The 12,990-nt window shown below is 59.0% G+C and carries 12 protein-coding genes; 5 read left to right on the top strand and 7 right to left on the bottom strand.

Annotation, left to right across the window (positions count from 1 at the left end):
- Positions 1 to 137 precede the first annotated feature (137 nt).
- Entirely contained in the window at positions 138 to 938 is an 801-nt protein-coding gene (locus HU727_RS17410) for an IclR family transcriptional regulator (RefSeq protein ID WP_186532760.1), read from the top strand.
- On the opposite strand, the gene HU727_RS17405 is transcribed toward HU727_RS17410, so the two are convergent.
- From HU727_RS17405 to HU727_RS17395, 3 genes are all read right to left on the bottom strand, one after another.
- Entirely contained in the window at positions 935 to 3,490 is a 2,556-nt protein-coding gene (locus HU727_RS17405) for a helix-turn-helix transcriptional regulator (RefSeq protein ID WP_186532759.1), read from the bottom strand. The two genes, HU727_RS17410 and HU727_RS17405, sit on opposite strands and share 4 nt — an antisense overlap.
- A gap of 138 nt (positions 3,491 to 3,628) precedes the next feature.
- Positions 3,629 to 4,996, bottom strand: coding sequence for a DUF1329 domain-containing protein (locus tag HU727_RS17400; protein ID WP_186532758.1), 1,368 nt, complete (start codon positions 4,994 to 4,996; stop codon positions 3,629 to 3,631).
- Between the two features lie 23 nt (positions 4,997 to 5,019).
- The gene (locus HU727_RS17395; RefSeq protein WP_186532757.1) at positions 5,020 to 6,813 is read right to left on the bottom strand and encodes a DUF1302 domain-containing protein; all 1,794 of its coding nucleotides are present in this window, start codon (positions 6,811 to 6,813) and stop codon (positions 5,020 to 5,022) included.
- 705 nt (positions 6,814 to 7,518) lie between these two features.
- Between HU727_RS17395 and HU727_RS17390 the strand changes: the two genes are divergently transcribed.
- Both HU727_RS17390 and HU727_RS17385 read left to right on the top strand, forming a co-directional pair.
- Entirely contained in the window at positions 7,519 to 8,019 is a 501-nt protein-coding gene (locus HU727_RS17390) for a hypothetical protein (protein ID WP_186532756.1), read from the top strand.
- Entirely contained in the window at positions 8,016 to 8,276 is a 261-nt protein-coding gene (locus tag HU727_RS17385; protein WP_186532755.1) for a hypothetical protein, read from the top strand. The genes HU727_RS17390 and HU727_RS17385 overlap by 4 nt, the downstream gene beginning before the upstream one ends.
- A gap of 46 nt (positions 8,277 to 8,322) precedes the next feature.
- On the opposite strand, the gene HU727_RS17380 is transcribed toward HU727_RS17385, so the two are convergent.
- The 4 genes from HU727_RS17380 to HU727_RS17365 form a co-directional block, all read right to left on the bottom strand.
- Positions 8,323 to 9,234 carry an SDR family oxidoreductase gene (locus HU727_RS17380; RefSeq protein ID WP_186532754.1) on the bottom strand — a complete coding sequence of 304 codons (912 nt, stop codon included), beginning with the start codon at positions 9,232 to 9,234 and terminating at the stop codon, positions 8,323 to 8,325.
- A 151-nt stretch (positions 9,235 to 9,385) separates the two neighbouring features.
- Positions 9,386 to 10,288: an alpha/beta fold hydrolase gene (locus tag HU727_RS17375; protein WP_186532753.1), complete on the bottom strand. Its 903-nt coding sequence runs from the start codon at positions 10,286 to 10,288 to the stop codon at positions 9,386 to 9,388.
- Entirely contained in the window at positions 10,288 to 11,070 is a 783-nt protein-coding gene (locus tag HU727_RS17370; protein WP_186532752.1) for a class II aldolase/adducin family protein, read from the bottom strand. Before HU727_RS17370 ends, HU727_RS17375 begins: the two co-directional genes overlap by 1 nt.
- A 172-nt stretch (positions 11,071 to 11,242) precedes the next feature.
- A complete protein-coding gene (locus HU727_RS17365; protein ID WP_186532751.1) occupies positions 11,243 to 11,698 on the bottom strand; it encodes a flavodoxin in 456 nt (151 codons plus the stop codon).
- A 153-nt stretch (positions 11,699 to 11,851) separates the two neighbouring features.
- Between HU727_RS17365 and HU727_RS17360 the strand changes: the two genes are divergently transcribed.
- Together HU727_RS17360 and HU727_RS17355 are read left to right on the top strand one after the other, a co-directional pair.
- Positions 11,852 to 12,328, top strand: coding sequence for a PAS domain-containing protein (locus HU727_RS17360; protein WP_186532750.1), 477 nt, complete (start codon positions 11,852 to 11,854; stop codon positions 12,326 to 12,328).
- 54 nt (positions 12,329 to 12,382) lie between these two features.
- Entirely contained in the window at positions 12,383 to 12,988 is a 606-nt protein-coding gene (locus HU727_RS17355; protein ID WP_186532749.1) for a hypothetical protein, read from the top strand.
- Positions 12,989 to 12,990 lie beyond the last annotated feature (2 nt).

Genomic DNA, 12,990 nt, shown 5'->3' with positions numbered 1-12,990 from the left:
ATGGCCCATCGCTCTGCCTGAGAGGTCCTGGCACGCCGGGGTTGTTATTATCGTAATCTGATTACGCATAACGTAATTTGCTCGCTATCCAGCGTCAAGCTATAAAGACGCCCATTCGAACCGGAACCGCCAGCCCCATGGAAAAAACCAGCGACAGCAACGGCAAACAGAAAGTCCGCTCCGCCGAAGTCGGCACCGACATCCTCAAGGCGTTGGCCGAGCTGTCGCCCTCCACCTCACTGTCGCGTCTGGCCGAGCACGTGCAGATGCCGGCGAGCAAGGTGCACCGCTATTTGCAGGCGTTGATTGCCTCAGGGTTTGCCGAGCAAAACGCTGCGACCAACCACTACGGTCTCGGTCGTGAAGCGCTGCGCGTGGGCCTGGCGGCGCTCAACAGTATGGACGTGCTGAAAGTCGCCGCCCTGCCGCTGTCGGAACTGCGCGACGAACTCAACGAAACCTGCTTCCTCGCGGTGTGGGGCAATCAGGGCGCGACCGTGGTGCACATCGAACCGGCGGTGCGCGCGGTGACGGTCGTGACGCAGTTAGGATCGGTGCTGCCGCTGCTCAGCTCGTCAACGGGACTGGTGTTCAGCGCGTATCTGCCACACCGCGAAACCGATGAATTGCGCGAGCGGGAAATTTGCGTCGCCGACCATCCGCTCAAGGACGAAAAAGCTTACGCAACATTGTGTGAACAGATCCGCGAACGCGGCCTGCATCATGTCCATGGTTTGTTGATGCCGGGCGTGGATGCGCTCTCTGCGCCAGTGTTCAATGCCGTCGGGCAGATCGCTGCGGTGTTGACCATCGTCGGCCCGACTTCACTATTCCACGCCGACGAGGATGGCCCGGCGGCGCAGCGACTGCTGGCGGCGACGCGGGCCGTGAGCTGGCGGATGGGGTATGAAATACCCGCAATCGTCAGCAATGACTAAACCAGTATCCCCATCGACTTTGCTTTTGCCACGGCCTGGGTTCTGCGCTTCACGTCCAACTTCCCGTTGATTCGTCTTGCGTGAGTTTTCACGGTATGCAGCGAAATGAACAATTTTTCGGCAACTTGCTGATTAGAAGCACCTTGAGCAATCAACGTCAGCACTTCGCGTTCCCGCCGACTGAGGCCCGGCGCATGATCACCGTTGTCGCATTGCAACGCAGGAACCTGCGTGCCAGACACTGCGCAGGCGCTGCCTCGGCGTAACGCCCACTCGCGCAAGGCTTGCTGCAACTGGCAGCGTTCCACCAGCATCCCGGCTCGCTGGAACGCTTGCTGCGCTGCCACACTGTCGCCATTCGCTTCGGCCAGTTGCGCGAAGGCCAGCAGCAACTCCGTTTGCGCCGTAAGCAGGCCTTTGGTCTGGGCCTGCTGCAACAATTGTTCAAGGGCTGGCAGACAGTTTTCATCGGGGTTCAATTGTGCATGCGCACAGGCCAACAGATATTCGATGCGAGTAATCAGTTCGAACGTCGCAGGAGGCGCCTGCAAAGCAGACGGGCCACGATAATGTCGTAACAGCCTGCCCAGCGTTTCATGTGCCAGTTGCGGTCGGCCCTGCTGCAACCAGAACTGGCTGCTGACCTGCAGCACGACGCCGCGATAGACCGTATCGGGAATCTGCCGCTGCTGCATGATCCTTTCAGCCTCGCGCAAGCGCTCGAATGCGCAGGCATAATCGCCTCGATTGCCGGCCAGTTGCGCCTGCCCCAGATAGCCATACAAGACCTGCTTGTCTTCGCTGCGCAGACAGTCTTCAAGACCCCGGTTGAAAAGATCCGCCGCCTGCTCTTCAAGCCCCATGCACAGCGCCAGCCGTCCTCGCCGCAATGCAATTCGGCCCAGCAGCGGCGTGGGCGCGATGGTGCGCTGGCGCAGCAGATGCTCAATGTCCGCCAACCGACCTTCAGCACGCGCGGGCGCCCCTCGCTGCTCGAGCCATTGCGCGTGATCAAGCTCAAGCACGCCTTCGAACAGCAAGGAGCCATGAGCGCGCGCCAGGCACAGGGCCTCGCGGTTGATGGCATGGGCCTGGTCGAGTTCACCGCACAGTAACGCCTGCTGAGTCAGCCCCGACAGGCACAACAAACGCTCCTGCCAGGCATCGGCAGCCAGCGCAGTCAACGCAGCCTGAAAACAGACGTGCGCTGGCTCCATCTGCCCTTGCAGGTGGCAGAGCCAACCTTGTTGCGCCTGCCAACGCGCAAGGAGTTGCTGCTCCAGGTGCGCTGTCGGCTGCGGCATGAAGCGGGAGAAATGGGCCATGCATTGCGCGGCCTGTTCGAATCGTCCGGCAAAAAGCAGTGCGGCCGTCATCAACCCGATCAACTGGGGCGTCATCAGGGTCAGCTCCTGGCTTTGCTGCTCATGCAAGCGCAACAACAGGACGACCGTCTGATCTTCAAACAAGTCCTCGAAGCTTAAATGCTGCAACAGGCTCACGGCGGTTTCGTATTCTTCGGCCAACAACGCCTGCTCGAACGCAGCTCGCCAATCCTGCGCCGTGGTGAACCATTGGCAGGCGCGCCGATGCCAGGAGCGCGCGCACGGCCAATGTGACTGCTGCATGATGCGCGACAACGGCCGCAAGATCTGCAGCCAATCGGCGGACTCCTGCCATGGCTCGATAAAGCAGCCCAGCACTTGCAGATCATGCAGAAGCCGGGCGCCCTCGCCGGCGCCAAACAGATGCTCGCATAATTGCGCGTTGAACCGTGGCAGGTGGGCCAGAACGCGCCATGCCTCGTCCTGCTCTGGCGTCAGGCTGCTGAACAGTTCGTGCTGCAGATAATCGAGCAGGGTGTCGACACGCTGCTGCGCCAGCAGATTTTGCGACCAGTCGCACTTTTGCAGGAGCGCCATGCGCGCACCCGCGCACCACCCACCGGTACGCTGGATAATGCGGCCGGCGACACGGTCTGCCTGGTCTGGCGGCAAATGACGCAACGCCGAAACAACCTCATCGTGGGTCAGCGCCAGGCTGGCGCGCTCGGGCTCGTAGAGTTCATCATCAAGCAACAGGCGCGGCCAGTTGCACTGTGGCCGGCGACGAGTGCTGATCCACCATGTGAGCGCCAGGCTGCTGACCGCCAGCAAACGATCGAGCAAAGCATCCAGAGCTGCGTCAGGCAGACGGCTGTAATCGTCGATAAACAGCGAAGTGGGCCTGGACCAACGCGCCAGCGCCGCCATTAAGCCCGTCTCGCCAAGGCCTTCGACCAGGCCCAGTGCGCGGGTCAGACGCAGGCAAAATTCCTCGCCGCTGAGTGCGGCTCCCGCCAGCGGCAACCAGATCGTGTCGCAGTCTGCAGGCACCTGAAGCAGGCACTCGGTGAGCAAAGCGGTTTTGCCACTGCCTGCGGGGGCACACACCAGCCTGACACGCGCCGTCGACGCCAGCAGCGGTGCGCTCAAGCGACTGCGAGGCTGATGATGCGAAGAAAGCCGCGGCAAAAATCCGGGTCGATCCAGGCACGGGGTCATGGCGGTCATTGGCTGAGCCTTCTTATCGTTGTGCGCTCACCCTAGCCCTCTCCCGCGTACTTGTTGATAAGTATTCAGCACGCTGATTGACGGCCATAAAAAAGGCGACCGTGCGGTCGCCTTTTGTCCAGCTACGTGACAGAACAGTTACCGCACACCCTCGGCACGCAGGGCCGATGGCGTGTAATCGGCGGCCTTGGCTTCGAAGCCGAACTGGAAGCTGTGCTTCTCCTCGTTCTTCATGCCCAAGGCAAGGTAGCGGCCGGCAATGATGTCGTAGAGGGCTTCGAGCGTGTAGGCCTGAGTCTGGTGATCGTAGTAATACTGAGCGTGACCTTCGGCGACCCGCCACAGTTGCCCGCGACCGTCGTAGTGATCGGCCAGTGCCACTTGCCAGCTGTCCTCATCGATGTACATGTGGCGTTTGGCGTAGATGTGGCGCTCGTTCGGTTTGACCGTGCCGATCACTTCCCACACGCGGTGCAGTTCATAACGGGTCAGGTCCTGATTGATGTGCCCCGCTTTGACGATATCGTCGTACTTGAGTTTCGGCGAATCGAGTTTGTAGCTGTTGTACGGAATGTACATTTCTTTCTTGCCGACCAGTTTCCAGTCGTAGCGATCCGGGGCACCGGAGAACATGTCGAAGTTGTCGGAAGTACGCAAACCGTCGGCCGCCGTGCCTGGGCCGTCGTACGCCACTTGCGGGGCACGTCGAACCCGGCGCTGACCGGCGTTGTAAATCCACGCCAGGCGCGGTTCCTTCACCTGATCAAGCGTCTCGTGCACCAGCAGCACGTTGCCGGCCAGTCGCGCTGGCGCCGTCACCGACTGCTTGAAAAACGTCAGCACGTTGGCCGCTTTTTCCGGGTCGATTTCTTTCATCAGTTGCGGCACGGCGACCTCTTCTTCGAAGCGGATCGGCGTGTAGCTGCCGTTGGTCTGCGGCGTGACCTGGATGATGGTCCGGCGCAGGTTGCCACCGTGATAACGGGTGATGTGATTCCACAGCACCTCGACACCGTTCTTGGGAATCGGAAAGGCGTAGTAGCGATTGCCGGTGAAATTGGCCAGGCCGTTACCGTCGTTGATGCTGTTGACGTTGAGCGCGCTGCGCTTGGCCGACTCGTAGATTTCCGGCGGCGCCGCCACCGTGCGGTGGGTCGGATACACCGGGATCCTGTAGGTTTCCGGGTAGCGTTTGAACATCGCCACCTGGCCCTCGGACAGCTTGCTTTTGTACTGCTCGACATTCGCCGCCGTGATGGTGAACAGCGGTTTTTCATTGGCAAACGGGTCGGCCAGAAAACCCTTGCTGTCCACTGCACCGGCGTTTTTGGGGATGCCGCCGCTCCACGCCGGAATCGAGCCATCGGCGTTGCCGGCCTTCTCGGCACCCAGCGGAGTCAGGCTGGTGCCCAGTTTATTCGCCTCGTCCGGCGACACCGCCGCCATCACGTTGGCCGCCAGCAGACTCAAGGCCAGCACGCCACATTGCAGAATCATTTTGCGCATTGCAGTCATCCTTCTCGGGCAGATCAGAAGTTCACGCCGAAGCTCAGGGCCACGAAGTCACGGTCTTCGAGGACGTTGTAATCGCCACCAAAAAAGTCGGTGTAGCTGAGGCTTGCGGTGTAGGTGTTGCGGTAGTCGGCATCAACGCCGACGCTGATGGCTTTGGCGCCCTCGTTGAACAGGCCGTTGGGACCGTAACCGGCGACGTCGTGCGACCACGACAGGTTGGGCTTGAGGTTGACCCCGCCGATCACGTTGGCGTAATCAAGAATCGCCCTGGCGCGATAACCCCACGAGGTCGAGGTGACGAAACCGTCGGTGTCACCGCCGAAACCGTACTGGCCGTAGACCGAGTCGCGGCCATAACGCAGCTGGCTGCGCGACTCCAGGCCACCGACCCGCACCACGGCGGCTTCACCGACCACGGTCAGGCGTTCGGCGCCCAGCACTTGATCGAAGAAGTGCGTGAGGGTGCTCTGGATTTGTGTGACTTCCTTGCGCCGGTAGCCTTTGTTATCCGCACCCGGCGATGTCGCGAGCGGCGACGCGGTGCCGCCGGCAATCGGGTTGACCAGCGCCAGGGTCAGGTCGTTGGTGTTGACTTGCACCGGCGCGTTGGGGCGGTAGCTGATCTCGCCGGTCCACGCGGTGCCGGTTGGCAGCGTGGTGGAGAAACTGGCGCCGTACAGGCGGATGTCCTCCGGGTATTCGAGGTAATACTGACCGCGTCCCAGCATCACGCTTTGCGCCAGCCCCGCGCCGCTGCCGGGCGCCAGGCCGTTGGCGATACCGACCATGCCGGGCAACGCCGCCAGCGTCGACAGCCCCGCTGTGGTGGTGCCGACCGTCGGCGTGCGGCTGTGATAATTCATGAAGTAGAGGCCGTATTCGGTGTCTTCGCCGAGCCAGCGCAGCGCAGTGCCCCACTGCCCCGAGTCCCGCGCATCGCGGTCACCGCCACGCGGGACGACCACACCTTCGCGCGTCACTTGAATACCCTGGCCGAACGCTGTGGTCAGCGGCACCAGAGGCGCGACTGCCGGACTGCCGACGGTGTAGCCGTTATTGCAGCCGTCGGCCGCCACATCGACGCCGAAAAAGGTGCCGCAGTTGTCGAGGACGGTCTGGTCCCACTCCAGTTGGTAAAAACCTTCGACCGAGAATTTGTCGGTCAGGCTCTGGGAGCCGAACAGCATGTTCACCGGGATCAGGCCTTCCTTGATCTCCGCACCGGGGCGGCGAAACGCTGACACGTCGATCGGGTTGATGCTGTTGATCGAGTTGCCGATGAAGGTGCTCTCGCCCCAACTCACCACCTGCTTGCCCGCCCGCACGGTGCCGGGCAAATCGGCGATGGCGTAGTTGTGATAGACGAAGGCATCGAGAATCTGCGCGCCGGAAGATTTCGCACCTTCCTTGCGGCCACTGTCGCTGATCTGCTTGAACTCGCGGTCTTCATCCTTGAGTTCGAAGTCGTACCAGTATTTGCCGCGCACGAACACACCGGTATCGCCGTACTTCAGTTCAAGGTCATGAATGCCCTTGACGATTTTCGAGAAGGTTTCACCTTTCTTGAAATTCAGGCGCCCGTCATCACCGGTCGAGGACTGCCCGCTGCCACCATTGACTGTGCTGACCAGCGAATTGTCGGCATCGCGCATGCCCCAACTTGCACCGACCGACAGTGACGAATCGAACGTGCCTTCGATTTCGCCAATGTTGAAGGCAACCGCATGCGCCTCGACGCAGCTACCCAAAGCGACCGCGGCGGCGAGCGCCTGCGGTGTGAAGATGGCGCGCATTGTTGTTTTTGTCATGCGTCTTCCCCGGTGAGTGACAGAAGGCCCCACCCTACTGCCGGGCGATGCGCTCGATAAGCGCACCAAGGAGGTATTCGCATTGTCGCTCGAAAGGATGAATGACCTTATCTGGCGGGGCTTTGAGCCATCCATGGATTGGCTGGATGACGAATCATCAGCGCAACGCATCGGCACGCGACTGTTGCGCGCCCCGTAACAGTGCATGTCTCGAAACGGTATTTTTCCTACACGTTCAAACCCTTATCCTGCACGTGCTTTCCGGAAACATGCGCAAAGCACAAGGCCCGCTGCGCTGAGTACAGGAGCGATTGGCTAAAGTTTTGGATAGATCGACGTGTTCGGTTTATCGCCCGGTGTTCACTGACGTTGATTTGTAGCTCCTTGATCCAACGTCTTACCTTGGCCGCTGCGTTTGCAGCGGCCTTTTTTATGGCTGTTGAAATTATCTTAAGTTTACTCCTACGACGGTTTCCGAGACCGCTATCGGATATTTCCTTTCCCGAGAAAGAATTCTGCGCTCGCCGTTGAAAGTCTGCGAAAGACCTTTCAATCAAACGCCCTGCTACTCACAGCCTTCTCAGATTCATTACCCCTCGCTTTGTTGTAACTTGAAACGCATAAAACATTCACTTACTACACACTTGACCGCGATTGGTTCTTGCGCCTTCAGCGACTTACAAGCACATTCAAAAGGATATGAATATGCAAAGACCTCCTCCGTGGGAGTTAACCGAACCTGTTCACACGAAAGGTATCGCGCCCGATCACATTATTCCCGCAAGACCTTCAATAAACAGCTACCGCTATAACGGCACTTTTAGTACCACTCGCAATTCCGCTCGCTATCAACCGATTTTGCAAAGCCACATCGGGACTCTGGAAAGAGAATTCCAGGCCAGTACAGCGAATATTCCCCAGACAATTGAAACGCAGTTAGCCGCAACACGTCAGGAAGAATCGACTCATCCACTCCCCCCCGCCGCCGCGATACTTCGCGAGATTGGAATACGCAACAAACTAATCCAGCGCCTGGGTGGAGAACTGCAACATCAGACAAGTCTGTCTCACAGCTTTTATGGCAGCGACCCCACCAATAAAAGTAAAGACGACCCCACTCTTCTACATACCCCCGAAGCACTGAGTGCCGCACTCGAGCAGGAAGAACGTAATTATCAAAAACTGTTAAAGGAGATGTGGCAATGAGCACCATCGAGATGATTGTTAAAAATGAACCTCTAGATGATATCGTCACCGTGTTTGCGCTAATTAAAGCAACGCCGCATCTAGACATGATGATAAGAATTCACAATCGCGAACTTCTCAAGGAATATGGTGCGCTTGAAAACGCCTATACGCGACTTTTCAACGCTGGTGTGCTTGCTAACGGGGAAAACGGCCTGGCAATAAAAGGCCCTAACTGGGCCCCTCCCGCCTATATGACAGAAAAAAGATACATTTGAAATCGGGAGCCACCAAGCGCGAAAGTCTTGGTGGCTCCGCACACGTTCAAAGTGAATACTTCTGCAAATTCGCCATCATTTCCTTCAGCGCTTCAATATTGTCCTTCGGATGCGCCGCCCCCTCGAAGTCGCAAATCTGCTGCCAGTGCGCTGCCACGTCTTCCGGTGAAAACCCCTCACGCGGATCAAACCCGGCACCGAGGCTGCGTTCCCAGCGCACCTTGCCCATCCAGCCGCCGCCGACTTCGAACAGACCAGACGTTTCCTGGCATTGTTCGCTGGCGAGGTACACCACCAACGGGCTGACCAGTTCCGGCTTCAGTTGCTCAAATACCTGCGGCGGGATCAGGCCTTCGGTCATGCGTGTACCGCCGGTGGGAGCGATGGCGTTGACCAGAATGTTGTGCTTGCGACCTTCGATGGCCAGGGTTCGGGTCAAGCCGTAGAGACCAAGTTTGGCCATGCCGTAGTTCGACTGGCCGAAGTTGCCGTAAATGCCTGAGGTCGAGGCGGTGAAAATCACCCGTCCGTAGTTTTGTTCACGCAGATGCGGCCAGGCAGCGCGGGTGACTTTGTAGGCGCCTTCGACGTGAACGCGATAAACCAGATCCCAGTCAGCATCGTCCATCTTGTGGAACGTCTTGTCGCGCAGGATGCCAGCGTTGTTGACCACCACATCGACGCGGCCGAAGGCATCAAGGGCGTTCTGCACGAGTTTGTCGCCGTCGGTGACCGAGTCATGGTTGGCTTGCGCGATGCCACCGGCTGCGCGAATTTCCGCCACCACGCGGTCGGCGGCCGAAGCATTGGCGCCCTCGCCCTGAGTCGACCCGCCGAGGTCGTTGACCAGCACCTTGGCGCCCTGCTTTGCGAAAAGCAGCGCGTGGGCGCGTCCCAGGCCTCCACCGGCTCCAGTGACGATCACGACTTTATCTTCGAAACGCACAGGCTCATTCATCGCGGTAACTCCAGCAGGCCAAGGGAATATGTCCCGAGTGTCAGGCACGGCGCTTTTGGTCACAACGAACACGGCAGAGGCTGAATGGTGCGCGATAAGGCGGGGGGATGATCGAGTGTTTCGGTCAAGGGGAGCGAATGCTCCCGTGAAGTCAGGAATACGCCACTTTGCGCGGAGGCAATACCAGCCGATCGCGGAAAGCCAGATAGTGTTTGAGCACCTGCACCGGCGCTTCGGTCTGCGGATAATGGCCGATGCCCGGCAGCAGTACCGTATCAGCGCCGGGGATCAGTTCGCGATAGCGTTCGACCATGTGCGCACCGGAGATCGGATCGGCTGCGCCATCGATTACCCGCAACGGAATGTCACCACGCTGCATGGCCGTCACCCAGCGATCACGTTGTACCCGGCGTTCGGGGATATAGGTGATCAGTTTGTGCAGGATCCGCGGGCCACGATTGCTGTCAACCAGACTCCAGAAATCGTCCAGTTCGCTTTCGCTCGGCTGGGTGTTCGGGCCAAAGATCTGCCGGAAACCTTTGACCAGCGCCTCACGACTGAATGCGCGACCGAGCAGCCAGCCCAGCGGGCTGAGCAGCAACTTCTGCATCAGCAACGGACGATGGGTTTCCGGAAACAGACCGCCGTTGAGGAACACACAACTGCCCACCTCGATCTGCTTATCGTAATGCCGGGCGAGCAGCTCCTGGGCGACGCTGTCGCCATAATCGTGAGCGAGGATGTGCACCGGTTGTTCGACCTGCAAGTGGGCCAGCAGCGCCTGCTGCAGATCGGCCTGCTCCAGCAGGCTGTACTCGTGGTTGAGGGGTTTCGCCGAATCGCCGAAACCCAGCATGTCGCAGGCGATCACCCGATAACGCTGGGCCAGTGGTTGCCAAAGGTAATGCCAATCCCAGCTGGCGGTCGGAAAACCATGGATCAACAGCATCGGTTCCCCCTGCCCCACGACCCAGTAACGGATCGACTGACCACGAAAAACAAAGGTCTGGCTGCGTTTGCGCCAGACACACAAAGGAATCTCGGCAAGCGGCATTAGAGTTTATACCCCGGGTCTTGTTGATCGAGTTTGCGCAGCAGCGCCGGCCAGGCCAGCGCGCCACCCATGCCCTGGGCGCTCTTGGTGACGCCGGCGATCATCGCTTTGGCGCCAGCGAGGATCTGCGGTTCGATGGCAATCAGTTGCGCACCGCCGGTCTGCGCCATGACTTGGATGTCACAGGCACGCTGGAAGGTGAACATCATCAGAAAGGTATCGGCGATGGTGCTGCCACAGGTCAGCAGACCGTGGTTGTGCAGCATGAGGAAATTGTTCTCACCCAGATCGGCCTGCAGCCGGGCTTTCTCTTCATGATTCAGCGCCACGCCTTCGTAAGCGTGATAAGCCAGGCTCGACAATACGAACAGCGACTGTTGACTGATCGGCAAAACTCCCTGCTTTTGTGCCGACACTGCCACACCCGAGGCCGTGTGCGTATGCAGCACGCAAACCACATCGTGCCGCACTTCGTGGACGGCGCTGTGGATGGTGTAGCCGGCGGGGTTGATCTCGTAGGGGCTGTCCATGAGTTTGTTGCCGGCCTGATCGACCTTCACCAGGCTTGAGGCGGTGATCTCATGGAACATCAGGCCAAACGGATTGATCAGAAAATCTTCGGTGCCCGGCACCTTGGCGGAAATGTGCGTGAAGATCAGATCGTCCCAGCCATGCAGTGCGACCAGACGATAACAGGCGGCAAGATCGACGCGGGTCTGCCACTCGGCGGCGCTGACCAGGTCTCTGACATTCGGCGAGGATTGGATAGGGGCTACGCTCACTGTGTGCACCTCTGCGTTCTTCTTGTTCTGCTCGTGTCAGCAGTCTAGTCAGGCGCAGGCCATCGCGTAGTTGCATTGGCAGCCAGCTTGATGACTGAACGAGTCAGCCTGCAAACAGCCCAGGTCCGGTCAATGCAACAACGCTGTTGATCAAGGTGCAACGGCTGACGAATCAGCCCTTGAACACGTCGATCAATTTCGCTAGCCAAGGCTCCGCGTCGGTCTCCGGCGTTACGCTCTCGCTGGCGTCGATGCGCAGCATCTCCTGCACTTCTTTCACGCCCAGTTCGGCGAACAACTCACGCATCTGCTCGCCGCCGCCGCAAAAGGTATCGCCGTAACTGGCATCGCCGAGAGCAATTACCGCGCCTGGCAGACCGCGCCAGGCTGCTGGCAGCTGGTCACGAATGGCCGAATACAAGGGTTGCAGGTTGTCCGGCAGTTCGCCCATGCCGGTAGTTGAAGTCACGGCAAGAAAGGCCTCAGGGCCGAAGGCTTGAATGTCGGGCAGCGTGGCGCGCGCGTTGTAGAAGGTTTCAAAGCCAGCGTCTTTCAACAAAGTCTGGGCGTGGCGGGCGACTTCTTCGGCGGTGCCGTAGACCGAACCGGAGAGGATGGCGACTTTCATCAATCTGATCCTGAATCTATAAAAAAGAGCCGCGATAGTAACAGCCCGCGCCTGGAAGTTGCGATTGGCTCTCAATGGGCGCTGACGTTCTATAGACAGCCCACGCCTTTCTTCTAGAATGCCTGCCACTGACAACACTGAAGGGATTCTCGGATGATCAATGCCAATCTGCTGCAAATGGTGATCAACGCCTCGAACGACGGGATCGTGGTCGCTGAAAAAGAGGGTGAACAGGACAACATCCTTATCTACGTCAACCCTGCCTTCGAGCGATTGACCGGCTACACGAGCGAAGAGATTCTTTACCAGGACTGCCGCTTCCTTCAGGCCGGGGACCGTGATCAACCGAGCCTGCAACGTGTTCGCGACACGTTGAGAGATGGAGGGGCATGCCGTGAAATCCTGCGTAACTACCGCAAGGATGGCACGCCGTTCTGGAACGAGTTGTCACTTTCGACAGTGAGAAATGCCGACGACGGGCAGACCTACATTGTTGGCGTACAAAAAGATGTGACGCTTCAGGTGAAGGCACAACAACGGGTTGCTCAGCTGGAAGCGCAGGTCGCCGCGCTGCAAACCGAACTGGCAGCACTGAAAGCGACGAACGGTGTAAACAAAACCGCGAACTGATGGTCATTAACTACAATCACCAAAGAATTTGTAATTATTCACTTCGAGTTAGCCATGCAACGCGACGCCCTTCTGACCCAGGACGAGCTGGATTTCATCCAGACCATGCAGCACAACCCGCAACTGAACGTGCGGGATGCAACCTCGAGTCTGTTGGTTAACGGCGGTTCGCAGATTCGTGATTTGCTGACGCGCCTGGCCGCACACGAGCAAGTGACCATCCAGGCCAACTTCGAAAATCAGCAGATGACCTTCCCGTTGCACCTGGTGGAGGACGAGTTTCACGCGCTGCATCTGCGGCTTGGCGTGCCGAGCATTTACGAAGACGGCCCGATGGTGCGCCCATGGCGCCTGGTGCTTGAAGAGCCGGTGGCGCTGGAAAATGCCAAGGGTCAACCTGGCACGCTGTGGGTCCACGAGGTCTCGCACAAAGGTGTGCTGCTGGAAGTGCGCAACAAGACCAAACCACCAAAACATTTCGCCCTGTGGTTCAGCCCTTCCGGTTACGAGCGGATTCCACTACGCGGCCATTTCGAGCGTGAAACCGAGCAAGGTTTTTATGCCTACGAACTGAGCCAGTCCGATGCCGATGAAACCGAACGCCTGCGTCAGTTCATCCTGCAACAACATCGCCTGACCCACCCCGCCCTGCACGCCTGAGC

Origin of the sequence: Pseudomonas khorasanensis, assembly GCF_014268505.2 — a bacterium.
Taxonomy (GTDB): Bacteria; Pseudomonadota; Gammaproteobacteria; order Pseudomonadales; family Pseudomonadaceae; genus Aquipseudomonas; species Aquipseudomonas khorasanensis.
Note: the sequence above shows the minus strand (reverse complement) of the source record. Positions and strands in the feature narration are given on the sequence as shown.

Coding starts and splice junctions, on each gene's coding strand:
- HU727_RS17410 (WP_186532760.1), top strand. CDS start 138: ATGGAAAAAACCAGCGACAGCAACGGCAAACAGAAAGTCCGCTCCGCC.
- HU727_RS17405 (WP_186532759.1), bottom strand. CDS start 3,490: ATGACCGCCATGACCCCGTGCCTGGATCGACCCGGATTTTTGCCGCGG.
- HU727_RS17400 (WP_186532758.1), bottom strand. CDS start 4,996: ATGCGCAAAATGATTCTGCAATGTGGCGTGCTGGCCTTGAGTCTGCTG.
- HU727_RS17395 (WP_186532757.1), bottom strand. CDS start 6,813: ATGACAAAAACAACAATGCGCGCCATCTTCACACCGCAGGCGCTCGCC.
- HU727_RS17390 (WP_186532756.1), top strand. CDS start 7,519: ATGCAAAGACCTCCTCCGTGGGAGTTAACCGAACCTGTTCACACGAAA.
- HU727_RS17385 (WP_186532755.1), top strand. CDS start 8,016: ATGAGCACCATCGAGATGATTGTTAAAAATGAACCTCTAGATGATATC.
- HU727_RS17380 (WP_186532754.1), bottom strand. CDS start 9,234: ATGAATGAGCCTGTGCGTTTCGAAGATAAAGTCGTGATCGTCACTGGA.
- HU727_RS17375 (WP_186532753.1), bottom strand. CDS start 10,288: ATGCCGCTTGCCGAGATTCCTTTGTGTGTCTGGCGCAAACGCAGCCAG.
- HU727_RS17365 (WP_186532751.1), bottom strand. CDS start 11,698: ATGAAAGTCGCCATCCTCTCCGGTTCGGTCTACGGCACCGCCGAAGAA.
- HU727_RS17360 (WP_186532750.1), top strand. CDS start 11,852: ATGATCAATGCCAATCTGCTGCAAATGGTGATCAACGCCTCGAACGAC.
- HU727_RS17355 (WP_186532749.1), top strand. CDS start 12,383: ATGCAACGCGACGCCCTTCTGACCCAGGACGAGCTGGATTTCATCCAG.